21 protein-coding genes and 2 tRNA genes are annotated in these 24,016 nt (G+C 56.9%); 20 read left to right on the forward strand and 3 right to left on the reverse strand.

Annotated elements, in window-relative coordinates:
- Entirely contained in the window at positions 1–972 is a 972-nt protein-coding gene (locus tag C1N62_RS02035; RefSeq protein WP_137762053.1) for a DMT family transporter, read from the forward strand.
- A gap of 15 nt (positions 973–987) precedes the next feature.
- Positions 988–2,160 carry an Obg family GTPase CgtA gene (gene cgtA / locus C1N62_RS02040; protein ID WP_137762054.1) on the forward strand — a complete coding sequence of 391 codons (1,173 nt, stop codon included), beginning with the start codon at positions 988–990 and terminating at the stop codon, positions 2,158–2,160.
- A gap of 42 nt (positions 2,161–2,202) precedes the next feature.
- Here the strand turns inward: cgtA and dacB are convergent, their stop codons facing one another.
- On the reverse strand, positions 2,203–3,636 hold the full coding sequence (dacB, locus tag C1N62_RS02045; protein WP_137762055.1) for a serine-type D-Ala-D-Ala carboxypeptidase: 1,434 nt from the start codon (positions 3,634–3,636) through the stop codon (positions 2,203–2,205).
- Between the two features lie 261 nt (positions 3,637–3,897).
- Here dacB and greA point away from each other — a divergent pair, with 261 nt between their 5' ends.
- Positions 3,898–4,374 carry a transcription elongation factor GreA gene (gene greA, locus C1N62_RS02050; RefSeq protein ID WP_137762056.1) on the forward strand — a complete coding sequence of 159 codons (477 nt, stop codon included), beginning with the start codon at positions 3,898–3,900 and terminating at the stop codon, positions 4,372–4,374.
- A gap of 108 nt (positions 4,375–4,482) precedes the next feature.
- Here greA and yhbY read toward each other — a convergent pair whose 3' ends face one another.
- Positions 4,483–4,776 (reverse strand): ribosome assembly RNA-binding protein YhbY, encoded by a 294-nt coding sequence (gene yhbY / locus C1N62_RS02055; RefSeq protein WP_137762057.1) that lies wholly within the window; start codon positions 4,774–4,776, stop codon positions 4,483–4,485.
- Between the two features lie 167 nt (positions 4,777–4,943).
- On the opposite strand from yhbY, the gene rlmE reads away from it, so the two are divergent.
- From rlmE to C1N62_RS02140, 17 genes are all read left to right on the forward strand, one after another.
- Positions 4,944–5,573 carry a 23S rRNA (uridine(2552)-2'-O)-methyltransferase RlmE gene (gene rlmE / locus C1N62_RS02060; RefSeq protein ID WP_137762058.1) on the forward strand — a complete coding sequence of 210 codons (630 nt, stop codon included), beginning with the start codon at positions 4,944–4,946 and terminating at the stop codon, positions 5,571–5,573.
- 56 nt (positions 5,574–5,629) lie between these two features.
- Entirely contained in the window at positions 5,630–7,561 is a 1,932-nt protein-coding gene (gene ftsH, locus C1N62_RS02065; protein WP_137762059.1) for an ATP-dependent zinc metalloprotease FtsH, read from the forward strand.
- Between the two features lie 99 nt (positions 7,562–7,660).
- Complete coding sequence (gene folP, locus C1N62_RS02070; RefSeq protein WP_137762060.1) at positions 7,661–8,488, forward strand: dihydropteroate synthase; 828 nt, start codon at positions 7,661–7,663, stop codon at positions 8,486–8,488.
- Between the two features lie 15 nt (positions 8,489–8,503).
- Positions 8,504–9,841: a phosphoglucosamine mutase gene (gene glmM, locus C1N62_RS02075; RefSeq protein WP_137762061.1), complete on the forward strand. Its 1,338-nt coding sequence runs from the start codon at positions 8,504–8,506 to the stop codon at positions 9,839–9,841.
- 239 nt (positions 9,842–10,080) lie between these two features.
- Positions 10,081–10,413 carry a preprotein translocase subunit SecG gene (secG, locus tag C1N62_RS02080; protein WP_137762062.1) on the forward strand — a complete coding sequence of 111 codons (333 nt, stop codon included), beginning with the start codon at positions 10,081–10,083 and terminating at the stop codon, positions 10,411–10,413.
- A gap of 82 nt (positions 10,414–10,495) precedes the next feature.
- Positions 10,496–10,582, forward strand: a tRNA-Leu gene (locus C1N62_RS02085).
- Positions 10,583–10,641: 59 nt separating this feature from the next.
- A tRNA-Met gene (locus C1N62_RS02090) sits at positions 10,642–10,718 on the forward strand.
- A gap of 212 nt (positions 10,719–10,930) precedes the next feature.
- Entirely contained in the window at positions 10,931–11,383 is a 453-nt protein-coding gene (gene rimP / locus C1N62_RS02095; protein ID WP_137762063.1) for a ribosome maturation factor RimP, read from the forward strand.
- A gap of 21 nt (positions 11,384–11,404) precedes the next feature.
- Positions 11,405–12,892 carry a transcription termination factor NusA gene (gene nusA / locus C1N62_RS02100; protein ID WP_137762064.1) on the forward strand — a complete coding sequence of 496 codons (1,488 nt, stop codon included), beginning with the start codon at positions 11,405–11,407 and terminating at the stop codon, positions 12,890–12,892.
- Between the two features lie 24 nt (positions 12,893–12,916).
- The gene (gene infB, locus C1N62_RS02105) at positions 12,917–15,607 is read left to right on the forward strand and encodes a translation initiation factor IF-2 (protein WP_137762065.1); all 2,691 of its coding nucleotides are present in this window, start codon (positions 12,917–12,919) and stop codon (positions 15,605–15,607) included.
- A 69-nt stretch (positions 15,608–15,676) separates the two neighbouring features.
- Positions 15,677–16,087 carry a 30S ribosome-binding factor RbfA gene (rbfA, locus tag C1N62_RS02110; RefSeq protein WP_137762066.1) on the forward strand — a complete coding sequence of 137 codons (411 nt, stop codon included), beginning with the start codon at positions 15,677–15,679 and terminating at the stop codon, positions 16,085–16,087.
- Entirely contained in the window at positions 16,087–17,031 is a 945-nt protein-coding gene (gene truB / locus C1N62_RS02115; RefSeq protein WP_137762067.1) for a tRNA pseudouridine(55) synthase TruB, read from the forward strand. The genes rbfA and truB overlap by 1 nt, the downstream gene beginning before the upstream one ends.
- Positions 17,032–17,150: 119 nt before the next feature.
- Entirely contained in the window at positions 17,151–17,420 is a 270-nt protein-coding gene (gene rpsO, locus C1N62_RS02120) for a 30S ribosomal protein S15 (RefSeq protein ID WP_072927115.1), read from the forward strand.
- Positions 17,421–17,674: 254 nt separating this feature from the next.
- The gene (gene pnp / locus C1N62_RS02125; RefSeq protein ID WP_137762068.1) at positions 17,675–19,792 is read left to right on the forward strand and encodes a polyribonucleotide nucleotidyltransferase; all 2,118 of its coding nucleotides are present in this window, start codon (positions 17,675–17,677) and stop codon (positions 19,790–19,792) included.
- A 128-nt stretch (positions 19,793–19,920) separates the two neighbouring features.
- Positions 19,921–20,805 carry a lipoprotein NlpI gene (gene nlpI, locus C1N62_RS02130; protein ID WP_137762069.1) on the forward strand — a complete coding sequence of 295 codons (885 nt, stop codon included), beginning with the start codon at positions 19,921–19,923 and terminating at the stop codon, positions 20,803–20,805.
- 121 nt (positions 20,806–20,926) lie between these two features.
- Positions 20,927–21,001, forward strand: coding sequence for a protein YrbN (gene yrbN, locus C1N62_RS23545; protein ID WP_370465591.1), 75 nt, complete (start codon positions 20,927–20,929; stop codon positions 20,999–21,001).
- Positions 20,991–22,886 carry a DEAD/DEAH family ATP-dependent RNA helicase gene (locus C1N62_RS02140; protein WP_137762070.1) on the forward strand — a complete coding sequence of 632 codons (1,896 nt, stop codon included), beginning with the start codon at positions 20,991–20,993 and terminating at the stop codon, positions 22,884–22,886. The genes yrbN and C1N62_RS02140 overlap by 11 nt, the downstream gene beginning before the upstream one ends.
- A gap of 66 nt (positions 22,887–22,952) precedes the next feature.
- Here C1N62_RS02140 and C1N62_RS02145 read toward each other — a convergent pair whose 3' ends face one another.
- Positions 22,953–23,993, reverse strand: a complete 1,041-nt coding sequence (locus C1N62_RS02145) for a luciferase-like monooxygenase (RefSeq protein WP_137762071.1) — start codon at positions 23,991–23,993, stop codon at positions 22,953–22,955.
- Positions 23,994–24,016: the final 23 nt, after the last annotated feature.

The following is a 24,016-nucleotide window of genomic DNA, read 5'->3' on the forward strand; positions in this document are numbered from 1 at the left end:
ATGGACACCAGACAGCAGGCAGGCATTGGCATCTCACTGGCGCTCACCACCGCCGTGTTTTGGGGCGCGCTGCCCATCGCGATGAAGCAGGTGCTCCAGGTGATGGACCCGTTTACGATTGTCTGGTATCGCTTCAGCATGGCGGCGCTCGGCTTGGGTACGCTGCTGGCGGCCCGCCGTCAGTTGCCGTCGCTGCGCCTGTTCGGCCGGCCGCGCTGGCTGCTGTTGCTGGCGATTGCCACTGGCGGCCTGCTGGGGAACTTCCTGTTCTTTAGCTCCTCGTTGCAATACCTCAGCCCGACCGCCTCGCAGGTGATCGGCCAGCTCTCCCCGGTTGGCATGATGGTCGCCAGCGTGTTCATCCTGAAAGAGCGGATGCGCATCACCCAGATAATTGGGGCCGTGATGCTGATCTGCGGGCTGATGATGTTCTTTAACCGCAGCCTGATGGAGATCTTCACCCGGCTGACGGACTACACGCTGGGCGTGTTGCTGGGCGTCTGCGCGGCTTCAGTATGGGTATGCTACGGCGTGGCGCAAAAGGTTCTGTTACGCCGATTGGCGTCGCAACAGATCCTGGTCTTGTTGTACACTTTATGTGCAATCGCGCTCTTCCCCCTGGCGCATCCGGGGGCGATCATGCAACTGAGTGGCTGGCAACTGGCTTGCCTGCTCTTTTGCGGGGCCAATACCCTGATTGGCTATGGGGCGCTGGCAGAGGCAATGGCACGCTGGCAGGCGGCACAGGTAAGTGCTCTGGTGACGCTGACGCCGCTGTTTACCCTGCTATTTTCGAATTTACTGGCATTGGCCTGGCCGCAACTCTTCGCGTCGCCTGCGCTGAATGTGGTGGGATACCTCGGGGCGATGGTTGTGGTGTCAGGGGCAATGTTTTCCGCGATCGGTCACCGTTGGTGGCCGGGGCGGACAGAAAAAAGTCTGGTGGCTTCACTCAAGCAGCCGGACGAATGATTTACGGAGACGCAAATGAAGTTTGTAGATGAAGCCACGATTCTGGTGGTAGCAGGTGATGGCGGTAACGGCTGTGTCAGTTTCCGCCGTGAAAAATATATCCCGAAGGGCGGCCCGGACGGCGGTGACGGCGGCGACGGCGGCGATGTCTACCTGCTGGCGGATGAGAACCTGAACACCCTGATTGACTACCGTTTTGAGAAGTCCTTCCGCGCCGAGCGTGGCGAGAACGGCCAGAGCCGTGACTGTACCGGCAAGCGCGGTAAAGATGTCACCATCAAGGTGCCGGTCGGTACGCGCGTGCTTGATCAGGGCACCGGCGAGGTGCTGGGCGACATGACCCGCCACCAGCAGCGCCTGATGGTCGCCAAGGGCGGCTTCCACGGCCTGGGCAACACCCGTTTCAAATCCTCGGTCAACCGTACCCCGCGCCAGAAAACCATGGGGACACCGGGTGAGAAGCGCGATCTGAACCTGGAGCTGCTGCTGCTGGCCGATGTGGGGATGCTGGGCCTGCCGAACGCCGGCAAATCCACCTTCATCCGCGCAGTATCCGCGGCTAAGCCAAAAGTGGCGGACTATCCGTTCACCACGCTGGTGCCAAGCCTGGGTGTGGTGCGTATGGACAGCGAGCAGAGCTTTGTGGTCGCGGACATCCCCGGCCTGATTGAGGGCGCCTCTGAGGGCGCGGGCCTCGGCATCCGCTTCCTGAAGCATCTGGAGCGCTGCCGCGTGCTGCTGCATCTGGTGGACATCGCGCCGATCGACGAATCTAACCCGGTGGAGAACGCCCGCATCATCATCAATGAGCTGCATCAGTACAGCGAGAAGCTGGCTGGGAAGCAGCGCTGGTTGGTCTTCAACAAAGTTGACCTGCTGGATGACGAAGAAGCCGAAGCGCGCGCCAAGGCGATCGTCGAGGAGATGGGCTGGGAAGGCAAATACTACATGATCTCGGCAGCCAACCGCGCTGGCGTCAACGCGCTGTGCTGGGATGTCATGAGCTTCCTCAACACGCAGCCGCGTGAGATGGCGATCGAAGAGATCAAGCCGGAGAAAGCGGAGTTCATGTGGGATGACTACCACCGTGAACAGCTGGCCGAAGCAGAAGCGGAAGCCGAAGAGGAGTGGGATGACGACTGGGATGAAGATGACGACGAAGGCGTCGAGATCATCTACCAGCGTTAATCGCACACAAAAAAGGCTGCCTGAGGCAGCCTTTTTTTATGGCTAGTTGTTTTGGTAGATGTCGCGATAGAGGCGGCTCTCAAACCTTACCAGCGGCGCACGGCGGGTGCGCTGATCCTCTGGCGGCACGGCATAGCCGGAGAGGTACTGCACGAACGCCATCTTCTGACCGCTGGCGGTCGTGATAAAGCCAGCGAGGTTATAGACGCCCTGGAGCGCGCCGGTCTTCGCCGACACCTTGCCATCCACCCCGGCCTCATGCAGGCCGCCACGGTAGCGTAGCGTGCCGTCATAGCCAGCCAGCGGCAGCATCGAGATGAAGTCCAATTCATTGTCATGCTGGGCGATATATTGCAGCGCCTGCATCATGGTGGCAGGGGCGAGCAGGTTATGGCGCGACAGGCCGGAGCCATCCACCACCATGCTGTTACCCAGATCGACACCGGCCTTCTGGCGCAGCACCTGACGTACCGCGTCCGCCCCGGCACGCCAGGTACCCGGCACGCCAAAGCGCTCATGGCCGATGGTGCGGAAAACCGTATCGGCAATCATGTTGTCAGACTTCTTCAGCATAATCTTCAGCAGGTCATGCAGCGGCAGCGACTGGGTTTGCGCCAGCACCGTGCCCGCCGGCGACGGCTGGGTGCGGCGCTTCAGCGTGCCGTCAATCTGGATGCCCGCCTCCTGCAACTCATCCTTCAGGATCGCGCCAGCATAGGCCGCGCCATCCTGGATGGCGAAGGCCAACGGCAGCGGATCGGCACGCTGGGTCAGGCAGCCGGTCAGGGTGAAGCGGTTAAGCTCGCCCGGCACCACATCCAGCTCGCAATACTGGGCATCGGGTGAGCCTTTCGCCAACGTGCGTACCTGGCTGAACATGTGCACCGGATAGTAGGAAGCCACGCGGATAAAGGCGATGTCATTGGGCTTGGGCGCGCTATAGAGCGAGACGGAGAAGCAGTTGCGATCGACAATGGCCGCCGCTGGCGGGGCGCTGAAGCACTGCGTGATGTCATTCCACGGCCAGCCGGGCGCCTTGTCATGGCTGGCAAATACCGAGGTATCCACCAGCACGTCGCCGCGGATCTCCCGGATCCCCTGCTTGCGCAGGGCGGCCACCATATTGCGCAGATGCTGGCGCTTCAGGGTTGGATCGCCATCAAAACGCGCCACCAGATCGCCCCGCAGTACGCCATCTGCGATAGATGCGTCGCTCTCGAAGGTCGTATTGAAGCGGAAATCCGGCCCCAGTTGCAGCAGCGCCGCCAAGGCAGTAAGCACTTTTTGGGTACTGGCTGGAAGAGCCATATGCTGGCCGTGGTAATCAATGGCCGGCGTAGGGGAACCGACTTTTTGCACCAGCAGCGCGAGGTTGGCGCCGTCAGGCAGGTACTGAGTGTACTCCTCAACCGACCCAGCATGGGCAGACAACATAAACGCGCAGGTCAATCCGCTGACAATTCGTGAAAAACGCATAATTTCGGAATAACAGAGTGATAACGTGCCGCCATACTACGGTGCAATGTGGGAAAAAGTAAACGATGACCCATAATGAACTCTACGTTAAAATGCGTATCAAAATGCAAAACCGATCCTGAGCCAGCAAAACCCTGCCGGCTCAGGATCCTTTTGTTTCTCGCCGGGAGACGAAAGGCTTGAAGGCACCCTGCGCCTTTCGTTTTACATACGTCAGGAAGGCGGATTTTTAAACAGGATTGAAGTAGAGGTAGTGTAACTATGAAACAGATTCCGATGACACTGCGTGGCGCCGATAAGCTGCGTGAAGAGCTGGATTACCTGAAAACCGTACGCCGTCCGAAGATCATCTCGGACATTGCTGATGCCCGTGAGCATGGCGACCTAAAAGAGAACGCCGAATACCACGCCGCGCGCGAGCAGCAAGGCTTCTGTGAAGGCCGTATCCAGGAAATTGAGGCCAAGCTCTCCAATGCCCAGGTGATCGACATCACAAAAATGCCAAATAATGGCCGCGTCATCTTTGGTTCGACCGTTAAAGTATTGAATCTGGACACCGATGAAGAGCAGACCTATCGCATCGTGGGCGATGATGAGGCGGACTTTAAACAGAACCTGATCTCAGTTAATTCCCCGATTGCGCGTGGCTTGATCGGCAAAGAGCAGGATGATGTGGTGGTGATCAACACCCCAGGCGGTGATGTGGAGTATGAAATCCTGCACGTGGATTACCTGTAAGCGTTTGGGTTTTCCTCTCCCGCCTTATTTGTAAAGAAAAGAAAAAGGCCGCATGCGGCCTTTTATCAGAGCAGTGCCCATGGCACCTTTTCAGCAGATCGCGGAAACTTAACGCGGTAAACTGATTTTCCGGTCTTCGGACGGGCGGTAGAGCACCAAGATATTGCCGATGACTTGTACATTGGCAGCGCCGGTCTCACGCACGATAGCATCAACGATTAAGGCCTTCGTTTCGCGCTCTTCAGCGGCGATCTTCACTTTAATCAGTTCATGGTGCGCAAGCGCCTGCTCAATCTCGGCCAGCACCCCTTCGGTGAGCCCGTTATTACCCAGCATAACGACCGGTTTTAACGGATGCGCCAGGCCTTTCAGGTGCTGTTTTTGTTTATTACTCAGATTCATTGTGTTTTTTGCTTAGGTTGGGATTGAAAACGGTTCATTCTACCGCCATCTCAACAGTATCACCAACCCGGTATCTGCCTGTCTGCGGCCACCGTGCGCAAAGCAATCAATGTTATGACACTAAAAGCCTGTAAAACGGGCTTAAATTCAAGATAGTTGGAAAACCGATGACCAATAAAAAGCGTTCTGCCAGTTCGAGCCGCTGGTTACAGGAACACTTTAGCGATAAATATGTACAGCAGGCGCAGAAAAAAGGGCTACGCTCCCGTGCCTGGTTTAAACTTGATGAGATACAGCAGAGCGACAAGTTATTCAAACCGGGCATGACAGTGGTTGACCTCGGCGCGGCACCGGGTGGCTGGTCACAATATGTGGTAGGCCAGATTGGCGGCAACGGGCGGATTATTGCCTGTGACCTTTTGCCGATGGATCCTATCGTCGGTGTCGATTTCCTGCAGGGGGATTTCCGTGATCCACTGGTGCTCAAGGCGCTGATGGAGCGGGTCGGCGAGAAAAAAGTTCAGGTGGTGATGTCTGACATGGCCCCGAATATGAGCGGTACACCGGCGGTCGATATTCCTAAATCGATGTATCTGGTTGAATTGGCGCTGGATATGTGTCGTGATGTATTGGCACCAGGCGGAAGTTTCCTGGTGAAGGTGTTTCAGGGAGAAGGTTTTGATGAGTACCTACGCGAAATTCGCTCCCTGTTTACGAAGGTTAAGATTCGTAAGCCAGACGCTTCCCGGGCGCGTTCCCGCGAAGTGTACATCGTAGCGACAGGGCGCAAACTGTAGTACCCTAACGCTGTTTGTTAACACAGTTGTAATATGAGGTTAATCCCTTGAGTGACATGGCGAAAAACCTAATTCTCTGGCTGGTCATCGCAGTCGTGCTGATGTCTGTGTTCCAGAGCTTTGGGCCCAGCGAGTCGAATGGCCGTAGGGTAGATTATTCTACCTTCATGTCCGAATTGACCCAAGACCAGATTCGTGAAGCACGTATCAACGGACGTGAAATCAACGTTACCAAGAAAGATAGTAACCGATACACGACTTATATCCCCGTTAACGATCCTAAGTTGCTGGATACCCTGTTGACGAAGAATGTGAAAGTTGTCGGTGAACCGCCGGAAGAGCCGAGCCTGCTGGCATCTATCTTCATCTCCTGGTTCCCGATGCTGTTGCTGATTGGGGTCTGGATCTTCTTTATGCGACAGATGCAGGGCGGGGGCGGCAAAGGTGCGATGTCCTTTGGCAAAAGCAAAGCCCGTATGCTGACAGAAGACCAGATTAAAACGACCTTTGCTGATGTGGCTGGCTGTGACGAAGCGAAGGAAGAGGTGAGCGAGCTGGTAGATTACCTGCGTGAGCCGAGCCGCTTCCAGAAACTGGGTGGCAAGATCCCGAAAGGCGTCCTGATGGTCGGCCCGCCGGGGACCGGTAAGACCCTGCTGGCGAAAGCCATCGCGGGTGAGGCCAAAGTGCCGTTCTTCACCATCTCTGGTTCTGACTTCGTGGAAATGTTCGTGGGTGTCGGCGCATCTCGTGTGCGTGACATGTTTGAACAGGCGAAAAAGGCTGCGCCTTGCATTATCTTCATCGATGAGATTGATGCCGTGGGCCGTCAGCGTGGCGCTGGTCTGGGCGGGGGCCACGATGAGCGTGAGCAGACCCTGAACCAGATGCTGGTTGAGATGGATGGCTTTGAGGGCAACGAGGGCATTATCGTCATCGCGGCTACTAACCGTCCTGACGTACTGGACCCGGCTCTGCTGCGTCCGGGCCGTTTCGACCGCCAGGTGGTGGTTGGCCTGCCAGACGTACGTGGCCGTGAGCAGATCCTGAAAGTTCACATGCGCCGTGTGCCGCTGTCACCGGACATTGATGCCTCCGTAATTGCACGTGGTACGCCGGGCTTCTCCGGTGCTGACCTGGCTAACCTGGTCAACGAAGCCGCCCTGTTTGCCGCCCGTGGCAGCAAGCGCGTGGTGTCGATGGTGGAGTTCGAGAAAGCGAAAGACAAAATCATGATGGGTGCAGAGCGCCGTTCCATGGTGATGACCGAAGCGCAGAAAGAGTCCACCGCGTACCATGAAGCAGGCCACGCCATTATTGGCCGTCTGGTGCCTGAGCATGACCCGGTACACAAAGTGACGATCATTCCGCGTGGCCGCGCCCTGGGCGTGACCTTCTTCCTGCCGGAAGGGGATGCCATCAGCGCCAGCCGCCAGAAGCTGGAGAGCCAAATCTCCACCCTGTACGGTGGCCGTCTGGCGGAAGAGATCATCTACGGGCCGGAAAAAGTGTCCACGGGTGCGTCGAACGATATTAAAGTCGCGACCAACCTGGCGCGTAACATGGTGACCCAATGGGGCTTCTCTGAGAAGCTGGGGCCGCTGTTGTATGCGGAAGAAGAGGGCGAGGTGTTCCTGGGCCGTTCTGTGGCGAAAGCCAAGCACATGTCCGATGAAACTGCCCGCATCATCGACCAGGAAGTGAAGTCGCTGATTGAGCGCAACTACACCCGCGCTCGCAAGCTGCTGATGGAGAACATGGACATCCTGCACTCAATGAAGGATGCCCTGATGAAGTATGAAACCATCGACGCGCCGCAGATCGACGACCTGATGAACCGCAAAGATGTCCGTCCTCCGGCGGGCTGGGATGATGTCGTGAAGAACACACCAAACGACGGTGGCTCGCCAAAAGCGCCGACGCCGGTGGATGATCCACGCACGCCAAATCCTGGCAATACCATGTCTGAACAGCTGGGCGATAAATAAGCCCGCGTTGGACTGTAGGATGACAGCACAATACCAACCCCGGGCTTGCCCGGGGTTTTTTGTTATTTGGAACTCAAGATAAGGTGGAGACAACAACCTATGCAGCTTACCGCTGGCGACCGCACCCTTAACCTGACCTACCCACAGGTGATGGGCATCCTGAATGTGACGCCTGACTCCTTTTCCGATGGCGGCAAACACAACACCCGCGATCAGGCGCTGCGCCATGCCCAGAGCATGATTGAGGCTGGGGCCACCATTATCGATATTGGCGGCGAATCTACCCGGCCGGGGGCGGCGGAGGTCAGCGAGCAGGAGGAGCTGGATAGGGTGGTGCCCATCGTCGAGGCGATTGCGCGCTATTTTGATGTCTGGATCTCAGTTGATACCTCTAAGGCCGCGGTAATCACCGCCAGCGCGGCGGCCGGTGCTGATCTGATCAATGACATCCGTTCGCTCCAGGAGCCAGGTGCGCTGGAGGCGGCGGCCCGCACTGGCCTGCCCGTCTGCATCATGCATATGCAGGGACAGCCACAGACGATGCAGCAGGCCCCGCATTATGATGATGTGGTCAGCGATGTCATCAGCTTCTTCCATCAGCACATCGCTCGGTGCGAGCAGGCAGGCATCGCCCGCGATAAATTGGTGCTCGACCCCGGCTTTGGTTTCGGTAAGAATTTGTCGCATAACTATCAACTGCTGAATCGACTGCCTGAGCTGCATGGGTTCAATTTGCCGCTGCTGGTAGGCATGTCACGTAAATCGATGGTGGGACAACTGCTGAACATTCCCCCGGAGCAGCGCGTGACAGGCAGTGTCGCCTGCGCCGTGATTGCTGCCATGAAAGGCGCCAGAATCATCAGGGTGCATGATGTCAAAGAGACCGTCGAAGCGATGCGCATTGTCGAAGCAACACTTTCTGCTTAGGAATCACAATTCATTATGAGTAACCGTAAATACTTTGGTACTGATGGTATTCGTGGCCAGGTTGGCCAATCCCCCATCACCCCTGATTTTGTACTGAAACTGGGTTGGGCAGCTGGCAAGGTGCTGGCGCGCAACGGCTCACGGAAAGTGATCATCGGCAAAGACACGCGTATCTCTGGCTATATGCTGGAGTCAGCGCTGGAGGCCGGTCTGGCCGCGGCTGGGCTGTCTGCGGCCTTCACCGGCCCAATGCCGACCCCGGCGGTGGCCTACCTGACGCGTACCTTCCGTGCGGAAGCAGGCATTGTGATCTCCGCGTCCCATAACCCCTTCTACGACAACGGCATTAAATTCTTCTCCAATGCTGGGGAAAAACTGCCGGATGAGGTGGAAGAGGCGATTGAAGCAGAGATGGAGAAGCCGCTCTCTTGCGTGGAGTCTGCTGAACTGGGCAAGGCGAGCCGGATTGTTGACGCCGCGGGGCGTTACATTGAGTTCTGTAAGGGTACTTTCCCGAGTGAGCTGAGTCTTAGCGGGCTGAAAATTGTGGTCGACTGTGCCAATGGCGCTACCTACCACATCGCCCCCAGCGTGCTGCGCGAGCTGGGTGCCAAGGTGATCGCCATCGGCTGCCAGCCAGATGGCATGAACATCAATGAAAAATGTGGCGCGACCGACGTGGCGGCCCTGCAACAGCGCGTGCTGGCAGAGAAAGCGGACGTGGGTCTGGCGTTTGATGGTGACGGCGACCGCGTGATGATGGTGGATCACCTTGGCAATAAAGTCGATGGCGACCAGATCCTCTACATCATCGCCCGCGAAGGGCTGCGTCAGGGGCAGCTGCGCGGTGGCGCGGTTGGCACCCTGATGAGCAACATGGGGCTGGAGCTGGCGTTGAAGCAGCTTGGCATCCCGTTTGTCCGTGCCAAGGTCGGTGACCGCTATGTACTGGAGATGATGCAGGAGAAGGGGTGGCGCATTGGGGCGGAAAACTCCGGCCATGTCATCCTGCTGGACAAGACCACCACCGGCGACGGCATCGTGGCAGGTTTGCAAGTACTCACTGCCATGACACGCAATCACATGAGCCTGCACGACCTGTGCAGCGGCATGAAGCTGCTGCCGCAGATTCTGGTAAATGTGCGCTTCGCAGGCAACCATGACCCGCTGCAATCCCCAGAGGTCGTGAGCGTGACCGCCGACGTGGAGAAGCAGTTAGCAGGCCGTGGACGGGTACTGCTGCGTAAGTCCGGTACAGAACCGTTGATCCGCGTGATGGTGGAAGGGGAGGATGCCGTACTGGTGGAGTCCCTGGCTAACCGCATCGCGGACGCGGTAAAGGCGGCAGGTTAACGGTAAAACATGGCGTTTACCGGCCAACACCACGGTGTTAGCCGGTAAATCGCCGGGGTTTTGAGCAGGGTGGCGCTTTTTTCTGCAAACGGTTCGGTTGGTGAAAATTGCCCTTGCAGGATACCCAGCCTTTGGTTAGTATTCACACCCGCTTCAGTAGGTAAGTGAATTGACCTGACCTGCTTGATTAATGCGAAGCAATTGGCATGCGGTGAAGCCGCGAGGATACAGGTACGTTTATGTACGAAGCTCTTCTGGTAATTTTCCTGATTGTAGCGTTGGGCCTGGTAGGCTTGATTATGCTTCAGCAGGGTAAAGGTGCGGATATGGGCGCTTCTTTTGGCGCAGGTGGATCTGCCACGCTGTTCGGTTCGAGCGGCTCCGGCAACTTCATGACCCGCATGACGGCGATTCTGGCAACACTGTTTTTCGTCATCAGCCTGATCTTAGGCAACCTGAGCAGCAACCAGAGCCATAAAGGCAGTGAGTGGGAAAACCTGGGTCAGCCAGTAAAATCTGAGCAGCAGACCGCACCAGCGGCGCCGGCTCAGAACAGTGACCTGCCGCAGTAAGCGGAGCGTCACACAGCAGTAAACGCTTTTCAAAGAGTGGTCAACGTTCGTAAGCAGCAGAGACCACTTTTTAAAAAAAAGTGCCGAGGTGGTGGAATTGGTAGACACGCTACCTTGAGGTGGTAGTGCCCGATTGGGCTTACGGGTTCAAGTCCCGTCCTCGGTACCAATCCTTTTATAAATTTGCGTTTTCGCGAATTTCGGCGTAGTATTCGCCACGTTTTCGGACGCGGGGTGGAGCAGCTTGGTAGCTCGTCGGGCTCATAACCCGAAGGTCGTCGGTTCAAATCCGGCCCCCGCAACCACTTTCCCTTAAAGTCTTTTTTCAAATATACTGTGAGTCAGTCAACAGTGTTTCTCAGGGCAATTTGAAAACATTCTTGCCGAAAGTGCACCGAAGCCGCCATGCGGCAAATAGGGTCCAGTTACAAAAAGCCCCGATTTATCGGGGTTTTTTGTTATTTGACAACAGAATCACTGGGCTATTAAGCCCTTTTTTTATGTCTTGGGGGTGGGCTTGTCCACATTAGAGCAAAAATTGACAGAGATGATTACTGCGCCGGTAGAAGCATTAGGCTATGAACTGGTCGGTGTCGAATTCATCCGTAGTCGCCAATCAACGCTACGCATCTATATTGATAGTGAAGACGGCATCACTGTCGATGATTGTGCTGATGTCAGCCATCAGGTGAGCGCAGTGCTTGATGTTGAAGATCCCATCACTGTGGCTTACCACCTGGAAGTCTCCTCTCCGGGCCTTGATCGTCCTATGTTCACTGCTGAGCACTATACCCGTTATCTTGGTGAAGAAGTGAGCATTGTCTTGCGTATGGCGATGCAAAACCGCCGTAAATGGCAGGGTATTATCAAAGCCGTAGATGGTGAGATGATCACGGTGACTGTGGATGGGAAAGATGAAGTGTTCGCGCTGAGCAACATCCAGAAAGCGAACCTGGTACCCCACTTTTAAAGTTAGGACGAGGCAACTAGGATGAACAAAGAGATTCTGGCTGTTGTAGAGGCAGTCTCGAACGAAAAAGCCCTCCCGCGGGAAAAGATTTTTGAGGCGCTGGAAACAGCCCTGTCAACAGCGACCAAGAAAAAGTACGAGCAAGAGATTGACGTACGTGTCAGCATCGACCGTAAAACCGGTGACTTTGATACCTTCCGCCGCTGGTTAGTGGTCGAAGAAGTGACGCAACCGACGCGTGAAATCACGCTGGAAGCGGCCCAGTTTGAAGATCCTTCCATTGATGTTGGCGGCTTCATCGAAGACCAGATTGAGTCTGTGACCTTCGACCGCATCACCACCCAGACCGCCAAACAGGTTATCGTGCAGAAAGTGCGCGAAGCCGAGCGCGCAATGGTCGTTGACCAGTTCCGTGAGCAGGAAGGCGAAATCGTCACTGGCGTGGTGAAGAAAGTTAACCGCGACAGCATCTCCCTGGATCTGGGCAGCAACGCTGAAGCCGTTATCCTGCGTGAAGATATGCTCCCGCGTGAAAACTTCCGTCCAGGCGACCGCATCCGCGGCGTACTGTACGCCGTTCGCCCGGAAGCGCGCGGCGCGCAACTGTTTGTCAGCCGCTCCCGCCCGGAGATGCTGGTCGAACTGTTCCGCATTGAAGTGCCAGAAATTGGCGAAGAAGTGATTGAGATCAAAGCCGCTGCGCGCGATCCAGGCTCCCGTGCCAAGATCGCTGTGAAAACCAACGACAAGCGTATCGATCCGGTCGGCGCCTGCGTAGGGATGCGTGGCGCACGCGTTCAGGCCGTCTCCAGTGAGCTGGGCGGTGAACGCATTGACATCGTGTTGTGGGATGATAACCCGGCGCAGTTCGTCATCAACGCGATGGCGCCGGCGGATGTCGCCTCTATCGTCGTTGACGAAGACAAGCACACGATGGATATCGCTGTTGAAGCCAGCAACCTGGCTCAGGCGATTGGCCGTAATGGTCAAAACGTGCGTTTGGCTTCCCAACTGAGCGGTTGGGAACTGAACGTGATGACGGCAGATGACTTGCAGGCTAAACATCAGGCTGAGGCGCACGCTGCTATCGACACCTTCACCAAGCACCTCGACATTGACGAAGACTTCGCTACCGTTCTGGTGGAAGAGGGCTTCTCTACTCTGGAAGAGCTGGCCTATGTGCCGATGAAAGAGCTTCTGGAGATCGACGGTCTGGATGAAGAGACGGTAGAAGCGCTGCGTGAGCGCGCTAAAGCTGCACTGACCACCCTGGCACTGGCGCATGAAGAGAGTCTGGGCGATAAGCAGCCCGCAGAAGACTTACTGAATCTGCCAGGTCTGGAGAGCAGCATGGCCAGCAAATTGGCGGCGCGTGGGGTTTGTACGCTGGAAGATCTTGCCGAGCAGGGTGTCGACGATCTGTCAGATATTGAAGGGCTTGATGATGAGAAAGCCGGCGAGCTGATTATGGCTGCGCGTAATATCTGCTGGTTTGGCGACAATGCGTAATAAACTGTAGCAGGAAGGAACAGCATGACAGATGTAACCGTAAAATCACTGGCCGCAGAGATTCAGACTTCGGTTGATCGCCTGGTACAGCAATTTGCTGATGCAGGGATCGACAAGTCCGAAGCTGACTCTGTGACCCAGCACGAGAAAGAGACATTACTGGCGCATCTGAACCGTGACAATGGTAATGCGTCAAACAAGCTGACACTGCAACGCAAAACGCGTAGCACCTTGAATATTCCGAGCACCGGCGGTAAAAGTAAATCGGTGCAAATCGAGGTCCGCAAGAAACGCACTTATGTTAAACGCGACACGTCAGAGGCCGAACAGGCTAAGGCTGAAGCGGAAGAGCAGGCACGGCGTGAAGCGGAAGAGCAGGCACGGCGCCTAGCAGAAGAGCAAGCTCAGCAAGAAGCTGCTGAGAAAGCGAAGCGTGCAGCCGAAGAGCAAGCCAAACGTGAGGCCGCTGAAAAAGCGAAGCGTGACGCAGCGGAAAAAGAAAAAGTGACTAATCAACATACCGACGATATGACCAAGCCAGCGCAGGCAGAAAAAGCACGACGTGAGGCCGAAGCCGCCGAACTTAAGCGTAAAGCGGAAGAGGAATCGCGCCGTAAGGTCGAAGAGAACGCCCGCCGCGTTGCAGAAGAGGCCCGTAAAATGGCTGACTCTGGCGTGTGGACCGAAACCACCGAGGCGCCTGAGTCTGAAGCGGCTGACTATCATGTCACCACCTCTCACCATGCGCGTGAAGCGGAAGACGAGAACGATCGTCAGGTTGAAGGCGATCGCCGCAGCCGTACCCGCACCGCCAAAGTGACCAAGCAGAAGAAAGGCAGCAAGCTGTCTGAATCTAAAGCTGATCGCGAAGAAGCGCGTGCCGTTACCCGTGGTGGTAAAGGCAAGCGTAAGCCAAGCTCCCTGCAGCAGGGCTTCAACAAGCCGGCGCAGGCCGTGAACCGCGATGTGGTGATCGGCGAGACCATCACCGTGGCCGAGCTGGCCAACAAGATGGCAGTCAAAGGTTCTCAGGTCATCAAAGCGATGATGAAACTGGGCGCCATGGCGACCATCAACCAGGTCATCGACCAGGAAACCGCACAGCTGGTTGCCGAAGAGATGGGCCACAAAGTTATCCTGCGTCGTGAAAACGAGCTGGAAGAAGCGGTCATGAGCGACCGTGACACCGGCGACAGCGGCGCGGAAGCACGTGCACCGGTCGTGACCATCATGGGCCACGTTGACCACGGTAAAACCTCCCTGCTGGACTACATCCGCTCCACCAAAGTGGCAGCGGGCGAAGCGGGCGGCATTACCCAGCACATCGGTGCTTACCACGTAGAGACCGGTAACGGCATGATCACCTTCCTGGACACCCCAGGCCACGCCGCGTTTACCGCAATGCGTGCTCGTGGTGCACAGGCAACGGACATCGTGGTACTGGTAGTGGCGGCGGACGACGGCGTGATGCCGCAGACCATCGAAGCGATCCAACACGCCAAAGCGGCCAGCGTGCCGGTTGTTGTGGCCGTGAACAAGATCGATAAGCCAGACTCCGATCCGGATCGCGTGAAGAACGAACTCTCCCAGTACGGCGTGATGCCGGAAGAGTGGGGCGGTGAGTCTCAGTTCATCCACGTCTCTGCGAAAGCCGGTACCGGTATCGATGACCTGCTGGACGCCATCCTGCTGCAGGCTGAAGTTCTGGAACTGAAAGCGGTACGCAATGGCATGGCCAGCGGCGTCGTGATCGAATCCTTCCTGGACAAAGGCCGTGGCCCGGTTGCAACCGTACTGGTTCGCGAAGGCACCCTGAACAAGGGCGACATCGTGCTGTGTGGCTTTGAGTATGGCCGTGTGCGTGCGATGCGTGACGAACTGGGTCGTGAAGTCAGCTCTGCTGGCCCATCCATCCCGGTTGAGATCCTGGGTCTCTCTGGTGTGCCGGCTGCCGGTGACGAAGCGACTGTTGTCCGTGACGAGAAGAAAGCGCGTGAAGTGGCGCTGTACCGTCAGGGCAAGTTCCGCGAAGTCAAACTGGCGCGTCAGCAGAAGTCCAAGCTGGAGAACATGTTCGCCAACATGACCGAAGGCGAAGTCTCCGAGCTGAACATCGTCTTCAAAGCCGACGTTCAGGGCTCTGTCGAAGCGATTGCCGACTCTCTGATGAAGCTCTCCACCGACGAAGTGAAGGTGAAGATCGTGGGCTCTGGCGTAGGTGGTATCACCGAAACCGACGCCACCTTGGCAGCGGCGTCCAACGCCATCGTGATTGGCTTCAACGTGCGTGCTGATGCCTCTGCCCGCCGCGTGATCGAAGCTGAAAGCCTGGATCTGCGTTACTACTCCGTCATCTATGACCTGCTGGACGAAGTGAAGCAGGCGATGAGCGGTATGCTGGCACCAGAGTACAAGCAGCAGATCATCGGTCTGGCTGAAGTGCGTGATGTGTTCAAATCACCGAAGTTCGGCGCCATCGCTGGCTGTATGGTGACCGAGGGCATCATCAAGCGTCACAGCCCGATTCGTGTCCTGCGTGAAAACGTGGTGATCTACGAAGGCGAACTGGAATCCCTGCGTCGCTTCAAAGATGACGTCAACGAAGTGCGTAACGGCATGGAGTGTGGTATCGGCGTGAAGAACTATAATGACGTTCGCACCGGCGATATGATCGAAGTCTTCGAAACCATCGAGATCCAACGCACCATCGCTTAATCACAGCGACACTCTGCTTAGATCCAATTGGGGGGCCTTGCGCCCCCCGCTTTGTCTGGAGAATCCATTATGGCCAAAGAATTTAGCCGCACTCAGCGCGTCTCCCAAGAGATGCAGAAAGAGATCGCTATCATTTTGCAGCGTGAAGTGAAAGATCCGCGCGTTGGCATGGCGACGGTATCCGGGGTAGAAGTTTCCCGTGACCTGGCATACGCCAAAGTGTTCGTCACCTTCCTGGACGTACTGACCGAAGATCACGATCCAGAACGTATCACCACCGGCATCAAGGCGCTGCAAGACGCCTCTGGCTTTATCCGTATGCTGGTTGGCAAGGCCATGCGCCTGCGCGTGGTGCCGGAACTGACCTTCGCCTACGATAACTCGCTGGTTGAAGGTATGCGCATGTCCAACCTGGTCACCAGCGTCGTGAAAAACGATGCAGAACGCCGCTCGGCGGCGGGCGACGACGAGGAGAAGTAATGGGACGTCCTCGTCGCCGCGGTCGCGATATTCACGGTATCGTGCTGCTGGATAAGCCGCAGGGCCTCTCCTCCAACGATGCCCTGCAAAAAGTAAAACGCCTCTATAACGCCAACCGGGCCGGCCACACGGGCGCGCTCGATCCGCTGGCAACCGGCATGTTGCCGATCTGCCTGGGTGAGGCGACCAAGTTTTCCCAGTTCCTGCTCGACTCCGATAAGCGTTACCGGGTCATTGCGCGCCTTGGGCAGCGTACTGACACCTCAGACGCGGATGGGCAGATCATCTCCGAGCGTGATGTCACCTTTAGCGAGGCACAGCTGCAGGAGGCCCTTGAGCGCTTCCGCGGCGCGACCAAGCAGGTGCCCTCCATGTACTCCGCGCTGAAATATCAGGGCCGACCGCTCTATGAGTACGCGCGTCAGGGCATTGAAGTGCCGCGCGAAGCCCGTGACATCACGGTGTATGAGCTGCTGTTCATTCGCCATGAAGGGCTGGAGCTGGAGCTGGAAATTCACTGCTCCAAGGGCACCTACATTCGCTCCATCATTGACGATCTGGGCGAAATGCTGGGCTGCGGCGCGCATGTGACCTTCCTGCGCCGCCTGCAGGTCGCCACCTACCCGATTGAGCGGATGGTGACGCTGGAGCAACTGAACAGCCTGCTTGAACAGTGCCAGGCCGAGGAGCGCGCGCCCAGTGAGCTGCTGGACCCGCTGCTGATGCCGATGGACAGTGCGGTGCAGCACTTCCCGGAAGTGAACCTGCTGCCGACAGTGGCCAGCTATGTGAAGCAGGGGCAGCCGGTACAGGCCGCCCAGGCCCCGTCCGAGGGGATGGTTCGCATCACCGAAGGGGACGAGCGCCACTTTATTGGCATTGGTGAAATCGCGGAAGATGGGCGGGTCGCCCCGCGCCGTCTGGTGGTAGAAAACCCCGAGTGAGCCACTGCTGCTTACCTTGCGCAACACTATGGCAAGGAGTAGAATGGCGCAGCTTATGTATTGGGTTGCTGAATTAGAGATCGGCACCTGTTTTATTATCTATAATCTGGAGTATTACAATGTCTCTAAGCGTTGAAGCTAAGGCACAGATCGTAGCCGACTACGGTCGCGGTGCTAACGATAGCGGTTCTACCGAAGTTCAGGTAGCTCTGCTGACCGCTCAGATCAACCACCTGCAAGGTCACTTTGCAGAGCACAAAAAAGATCACCACAGCCGTCGTGGTCTGCTGCGTATGGTTTCTCAGCGTCGTAAGCTGCTCGACTACCTGAAGCGTAAAGATGTTGCACGCTACACCAGCCTGATTGAACGTCTGGGCCTGCGTCGCTAAGTCTGCGAGTTTCAGTGTAAAGGGGCCAAATTTGGCCCCTTTATTCTAGGAGGCAAGGCAAGACCCCGTTAGGGTACTGCCGCTGTCTCTACAGAGGATCTTCCGCTACAGAGGTTCGCGCGGCTAATGAGAGGCTTTGTCCTTCGAGGAAAGGATAAGGATTGTCATTAGTCGCGAGGATGTAATGTGAAGATCGGTGAGTCACTGGTGCACTTCCGCCCATGCGGCGCTGCATCTCAATAAAGGATATGATTTTGCTGAATCCGATCGTACGCAAATTCCAATACGGCCAGCACACCGTTACGCTGGAAACCGGCATGATGGCGCGCCAGGCAACGGCTGCCGTTATGGTCAGCATGGATGACACCGCTGTCTTCGTGACCGTGGTTGGCGCCAAGAAAGCTAAACCGGGTCAGGACTTCTTCCCGCTGACCGTCAACTACCAAGAGCGCAGCTACGCTGCCGGCCGTATCCCTGGTAGCTTCTTCCGTCGTGAAGGCCGTCCGAGCGAAGGTGAAACCCTGACCTCCCGCCTGATTGACCGCCCAATCCGTCCGCTGTTCCCGGAAGGCTTCCTGAACGAAGTTCAGGTTATCGCGACCGTGGTTTCCGTGAACCCACAGGTTAACCCGGACATCGTTGCCATGATCGGTGCCTCTGCGGCCTTGAGCCTCTCTGGCATCCCGTTCAACGGCCCGATTGGTTCCGCACGCGTGGGTTACATCAATGACCAGTATGTCCTGAACCCGACCACTGATGAGCTGAAGCAGAGCAAACTGGATCTGGTGGTTGCGGGTACCCAAGGCGCGGTACTGATGGTGGAATCCGAAGCGGATCTGCTGAGCGAAGACCAGATGCTGGGCGCTGTGGTCTTCGGCCACGACCAACAGCAGGTAGTGATTGAGAACATCAACGCACTGGTTGCTGAAGCAGGCAAAGCGAAGTGGGACTGGCAGCCGGAAGCGGTGAACGAAGCCCTGCACGCCCGTGTGGCGGAGCTGGCTGAATCCCGTCTGGGTGATGCCTACCGCATCATCGACAAACAAGAGCGCTACGGCCAGGTTAATACCATCAAGGCTGACGTTGCTGCTGCTCTGCTGGCACAAGATGAGTCGCTGGACGAAGGCGAGATCATGGATGTGCTGGGCACCATCGAGAAGAACGTCGTACGTAGCCGTGTGCTGCGTGGCGAGCCGCGTATCGATGGCCGCGAGAAAGACATGATCCGTGGTCTGGACGTGCGCACCGGCGTACTGCCGCGTACCCACGGCTCGGCGCTGTTCACCCGTGGCGAAACTCAGGCGCTGGTAACGGCCACTCTGGGTACCGCACGTGATGCGCAGAACCTGGATGAGCTGATGGGCGAGCGCACCGACAGCTTCCTGTTCCACTACAACTTCCCTCCGTACTCCGTAGGTGAAACCGGCATGGTCGGCTCACCGAAGCGTCGTGAGATTGGCCACGGCCGTCTGGCGAAGCGTGGCGTGCTGGCAGTGATGCCGGAAGCAGACTCCTTCCCGTACACCGTACGTGTGGTATCTGAGATCACCGAATCCAACGGCTCCTCCTCCATGGCGTCCGTGTGTGGTGCTTCTCTGGCACTGATGGACGCTGGCGTGCCGATCAAAGCCGCTGTTGCGGGCATCGCGATGGGTCTGGTGAAAGAGGGTGAAAACTTTGTGGTTCTCTCTGACATTCTGGGTGACGAAGACCACCTGGGTGACATGGACTTCAAAGTGGCAGGCAGCCGTGAAGGCATCACCGCCCTGCAGATGGACATCAAAATCGAAGGCATTACCCGCGAAATCATGCAGGTTGCCCTGAATCAGGCCAAAGGTGCGCGTCTGCACATCCTGGGCGTGATGGAGCAGGCCATCAGCACCCCGCGTGGTGATATCTCTGAATTCGCACCGCGCATTCACACCATCAAAATTAATCCTGATAAAATCAAGGATGTGATTGGCAAAGGCGGCTCGGTAATCCGTGCGCTGACCGAAGAGACCGGCACCACCATCGAAATCGAAGATGATGGCACCGTGAAGATCGCAGCGACCGACGGTGACAAAGCGAAATACGCTATCCGTCGTATCGAAGAGATCACCGCTGAGATCGAAGTGGGCCGTATCTACCAGGGTAAAGTAACCCGTATCGTTGACTTCGGTGCCTTCGTGGCCATCGGCGGCGGTAAAGAGGGTCTGGTACACATCTCTCAAATCGCTGATAAGCGCGTTGAGAAAGTGACCGACTACTTGGAGATGGGTCAGGAAGTGCCAGTGAAAGTACTGGAAGTTGATCGTCAGGGCCGTGTCCGCCTGAGCATCAAAGAAGCGACTGCCCAGTCTACAGAAGCGGCTGCGCCTGAAGCAGAATAACTGTTGATGCAGTTTTACAGCGCCTTACCGCCGGTAGGGCGCTGTTCGTATCGCGAGGGCAGGAGGCTTTCGTGTTAAGCAAGCGGATGACAGGACGATCATCCAATGTTTGTCTTCGGGAGTGGGAAATGAAGCCTTTCTTGCGCTGGTGTTATGTTGCGACAGCACTTATGCTGGCAGGATGCAGCAACCATGATTGGCGTAAAGACGACGTTCTGGCAATTCCTTTGCAGCCTACGCTGCAGCAGGAAGTGATCCTGGCGCGCATGGAACAAATCCTTGCCAGCCGGGCGTTGACAGATGATGAGCGTGCGCAGTTGTTATATGAGCGTGGAGTGCTGTATGATAGCCTTGGATTACGGGCGCTGGCGCGAAACGACTTTTCACAGGCGCTGGCGATTCGTCCCGACATGCCGGAAGTTTTCAACTACCTGGGCATTTACCTAACGCAGGCAGGCAATTTTGATGCTGCCTATGAAGCGTTTGATTCTGTACTAGAGCTTGATCCAACTTACAACTACGCGCGTTTAAACCGAGGCATCGCACTGTATTACGGTGGCCGATACCCCTTAGCGCAGGATGATCTGCAGGCGTTTTATCAAGACGACCCAAATGATCCCTTCCGTTCGTTATGGCTTTACCTGGTGGAGCGAGAGATCGATCCCAAGCAGGCTGAAGCAGCGCTGGAACAGCGTTACGAAAAAGCGGACAGAGGGCAATGGGGATGGAATATTGTCGAATTCTACCTTGGCAACATCAGTGAAAGTACGCTGATGGATCGCCTGAAGGCAGATGCAACGGATAACACTTCGCTCGCTGAGCATCTCAGTGAAACTGACTTCTATTTAGGTAAACACTACCTGAGTCTGGGGGACAAGAGCAGCGCTTCGGCACTGTTCAAACTGACGGTCGCTAACAACGTTCATAACTTTGTTGAGCACCGCTATGCATTGTTGGAATTGGCGCTATTAGGCCAAGAGCAAGACGACCTATCAGAATCGGACCAGCAATAGCTGACGGACACTTATCAGCCTGATTTACCTTGGTTTTACCATCGTCAAATCGCCTTAACAGGCGAGGGTTTTTTTGTCCGTTTATTAACTTATTTGAGCCGGTTCACACTTTTCAATGAAAATGACTGAAAATTTTCTCGACGAGTTACGTAGACTGGCCGCCATCTCTCATGAGGCACGTGTACATGACTACTGAGTTTGAAACCTCTTTTGCTGACCTGGGGCTTTCCGCTCCTATCCTTACCGCTCTGACTGAAATGGGTTACGAAAAACCCTCTCCGATTCAGGCGGAATGTATCCCACATCTGCTGAACGGCCGTGACGTACTGGGTATGGCACAGACCGGCAGTGGTAAAACCGCCGCGTTCTCGCTGCCGCTTCTGCACAATGTCAAAGCGGAGCTGAAAGCGCCACAGGTGCTGGTACTGGCACCGACCCGTGAACTGGCTGTTCAGGTTGCTGAAGCCTGCACCGAGTTCTCCAAACACATGCACGGCGTCAACGTGGTTGCCCTGTACGGCGGCCAGCGTTATGACGTACAGCTGCGCGCACTGCGTCAAGGCCCACAGATTGTGGTCGGTACGCCGGGCCGTCTGCTGGACCACCTGAAGCGTGGCACCCTGGACCTCTCTAACCTGAGCGGTCTGGTACTGGACGAAGCTGATGAAATGCTGCGTATGGGCTTCATCGAAGACGTCGAAACCATCATGGCGCAGATCCCGGCTGAACATCAGACCGCGCTGTTCTCCGCGACCATGCCGGAAGCGATCCGTCGCATTACCCGTCGCTTCATGCAGGAGCCGCAGGAAGTGCGTATCCAGTCCAGCGTGACGACTCGCCCGGACATCAGCCAGAGCTACTGGTCTGTCTACGGTATGCGCAAAAACGAAGCGCTGGTGCGTTTCCTGGAAGCAGAAGACTTTGATGCGGCGATCATCTTCGTACGCACCAAAAACGCGACCCTGGAAGTGGCTGAAGCGCTGGAGCGCAGCGGTTACAACAGCGCCGCGCTGAACGGCGACATGAACCAGGCGCTGCGTGAGCAGACCCTGGAGCGCCTGAAAGATGGCCGCCTGGACATCCTGATCGCAACCGACGTAGCGGCCCGTGGCCTCGACGTTGAGCGCATCAGCCTGGTGGTAAACTACGATATTCCGATGGATTCTGAATCCTACGTGCACCGTATCGGCCGTACTGGTCGTGCAGGCCGTGCAGGCCGCGCGCTGCTGTTCGTTGAGAACCGCGAGCGTCGTCTGCTGCGCAATATCGAGCGCACCATGAAGCTGACCATTCCAGAAGTAGAACTGCCAAACGCAGAACTGCTGGGTGAACGCCGTCTGGCCAAGTTTGCCGCTAAAGTACAGCAGCAGCTGGAGAGCAGCGATCTGGACATGTACCGCGCGCTGCTGGCTAAGCTGCAACCGGAAGAAGAGCTGGACATCGAAACCCTGGCTGCCGCGCTGCTGAAGATGGCACAGGGCGAGCGTCCGCTGATTCTGCCGCCGGACCCGGTATTCAAACCGCGTCAGCGTCGTGAGTTCAACGATCGTGACGATCGTCGTGGTGACCGTCCGGATCGTGGCGATCGCCGTGATGCACGCGATGGCGACCGTCCGCGTCGTGAGCGTCGTGAAGTGGGCGATATGGAGCTGTATCGCATTGAAGTGGGTCGTGATGATGGCGTTGAAGTGCGTCACATCGTTGGCGCGATCGCCAACGAAGGCGACATCAGCAGCCGTTACATTGGTAACATCAAGCTGTTCGCAACCCACTCCACCATCGAGCTGCCGAAAGGTATGCCGGGCGATCTGCTGTCGCACTTCACCCGCACTCGTATCCTGAACAAGCCGCTGAACATGCAGCTGTTGGGTGATGCGCAGCCGCGTGAACGCCGTGAGCGTCGCGAAGGCGGCGCTGGTGAGCGTCGTGAAGGCGGCCGTGGTGGTCGTACTTTCAGCGGTGAACGCCGTGAAGGTGGTCGTGGTCGTCCGTTCAACGGTGAACGCCGTGAAGGTGGCGAGCGCCGCCCAGCGGGCAACCGTGACGGCCAGCGCGCCCCGCGTCGTTTCGGTGATGCGTAAGCACAACCGGTAATATAAAAAAACCAGCCTGCGGGCTGGTTTTTTTTTGCCTGAAATTCAGCGCACTTAACGGATGCGGCTCTCTTTCACCAAATCCGGGTGCACCTGCGCCACGATCTCAAAGGAGCGCAGGCGAGCCTGATGGTCAAAAATCTGGCCATTGATCATCAACTCATCCGCCTCTGTCTCACGCAGCAGCGCTTGCAGGCCATGACGGACGCCCTGTTGATCACCCACCACCGACATCCGCAGCGACTGCTCCACACCAAAGTGTTCAGCCGGTGACCAGAGGCTGTTGATGTCATCAACCGGCGGCGGCAGGGGGCCGGGGTGCCCACGGCGCAGGTTGATAAACTGCTGCTGGTTGGAGGTGAACATGCGCTGTGCCTCCTCTTGGGTATCGGCGGCAATCACGTTGACGCAGACCATCGCGTAGGGCGTAGGCCAACGTTCAGATGGCTTGTAGTTGCTACGGTAGACCGCCAGTGCCTGATAGAGCATGTCGGGCGCGAAGTGGGAGGCAAAGGCAAATGGCAGGCCAAGCGCCGCCGCCAACTGGGCGCTATAGAGGCTGGAGCCAAGCAACCAGATGGGCACATGTAGGCCCTGACCCGGCACGGCCTGCACCGGCTGGTTCGGCTGGGCATCGCCAAAGTAGAATTGCAACTCCTGCACATCCTGCGGGAAGTTGTCCACCTCACCGGAGAGATGGCGACGCAGGGCGATCATGGTGCGCTGATCGGTACCCGGCGCACGGCCCAGTCCCAGATCAATGCGATCCGGGTAGAGGGTGGCGAGGGTACCAAACTGCTCGGCAATTACCAGCGGGGAGTGGTTCGGCAGCATTACGCCGCCCGACCCGAGACGGATGGTCTGGGTGCCAGCGGCGAGGTGGCCGATCAGCACGGAGGTGGCAGCACTGGCGATGCCGGTCATGTTGTGGTGTTCAGCCAGCCAATAGCGCTGATAGCCCCACTTTTCCGCATGTTGTGCCAGATCGAGCGAGTGGCGGAAGGCATCCGCCGGGCGTTTGCCTTGCGGCACCGGAGCCAGATCCAGTACCGAAATCGGGACAATTTCGGAAGGTGTCGTCTGTTGTATGGACATAGTCATTACTCACGGTTTATACA

This window comes from Nissabacter sp. SGAir0207, from assembly GCF_005491205.1.
Classification (GTDB): domain Bacteria; phylum Pseudomonadota; class Gammaproteobacteria; order Enterobacterales; family Enterobacteriaceae; genus Chimaeribacter.

Excerpts from the sequence above, each read along its gene's own strand:
- C1N62_RS02035 (WP_137762053.1), top strand. The coding sequence starts at position 1 with ATGGACACCAGACAGCAGGCAGGCATTGGCATCTCACTGGCGCTCACC.
- cgtA (WP_137762054.1), top strand. The coding sequence starts at position 988 with ATGAAGTTTGTAGATGAAGCCACGATTCTGGTGGTAGCAGGTGATGGC.
- dacB (WP_137762055.1), bottom strand. The coding sequence starts at position 3,636 with ATGCGTTTTTCACGAATTGTCAGCGGATTGACCTGCGCGTTTATGTTG.
- greA (WP_137762056.1), top strand. The coding sequence starts at position 3,898 with ATGAAACAGATTCCGATGACACTGCGTGGCGCCGATAAGCTGCGTGAA.
- yhbY (WP_137762057.1), bottom strand. The coding sequence starts at position 4,776 with ATGAATCTGAGTAATAAACAAAAACAGCACCTGAAAGGCCTGGCGCAT.
- rlmE (WP_137762058.1), top strand. The coding sequence starts at position 4,944 with ATGACCAATAAAAAGCGTTCTGCCAGTTCGAGCCGCTGGTTACAGGAA.
- ftsH (WP_137762059.1), top strand. The coding sequence starts at position 5,630 with ATGGCGAAAAACCTAATTCTCTGGCTGGTCATCGCAGTCGTGCTGATG.
- folP (WP_137762060.1), top strand. The coding sequence starts at position 7,661 with ATGCAGCTTACCGCTGGCGACCGCACCCTTAACCTGACCTACCCACAG.
- glmM (WP_137762061.1), top strand. The coding sequence starts at position 8,504 with ATGAGTAACCGTAAATACTTTGGTACTGATGGTATTCGTGGCCAGGTT.
- secG (WP_137762062.1), top strand. The coding sequence starts at position 10,081 with ATGTACGAAGCTCTTCTGGTAATTTTCCTGATTGTAGCGTTGGGCCTG.
- nusA (WP_137762064.1), top strand. The coding sequence starts at position 11,405 with ATGAACAAAGAGATTCTGGCTGTTGTAGAGGCAGTCTCGAACGAAAAA.
- infB (WP_137762065.1), top strand. The coding sequence starts at position 12,917 with ATGACAGATGTAACCGTAAAATCACTGGCCGCAGAGATTCAGACTTCG.
- rbfA (WP_137762066.1), top strand. The coding sequence starts at position 15,677 with ATGGCCAAAGAATTTAGCCGCACTCAGCGCGTCTCCCAAGAGATGCAG.
- truB (WP_137762067.1), top strand. The coding sequence starts at position 16,087 with ATGGGACGTCCTCGTCGCCGCGGTCGCGATATTCACGGTATCGTGCTG.
- rpsO (WP_072927115.1), top strand. The coding sequence starts at position 17,151 with ATGTCTCTAAGCGTTGAAGCTAAGGCACAGATCGTAGCCGACTACGGT.
- nlpI (WP_137762069.1), top strand. The coding sequence starts at position 19,921 with ATGAAGCCTTTCTTGCGCTGGTGTTATGTTGCGACAGCACTTATGCTG.
- C1N62_RS02140 (WP_137762070.1), top strand. The coding sequence starts at position 20,991 with ATGACTACTGAGTTTGAAACCTCTTTTGCTGACCTGGGGCTTTCCGCT.
- C1N62_RS02145 (WP_137762071.1), bottom strand. The coding sequence starts at position 23,993 with ATGTCCATACAACAGACGACACCTTCCGAAATTGTCCCGATTTCGGTA.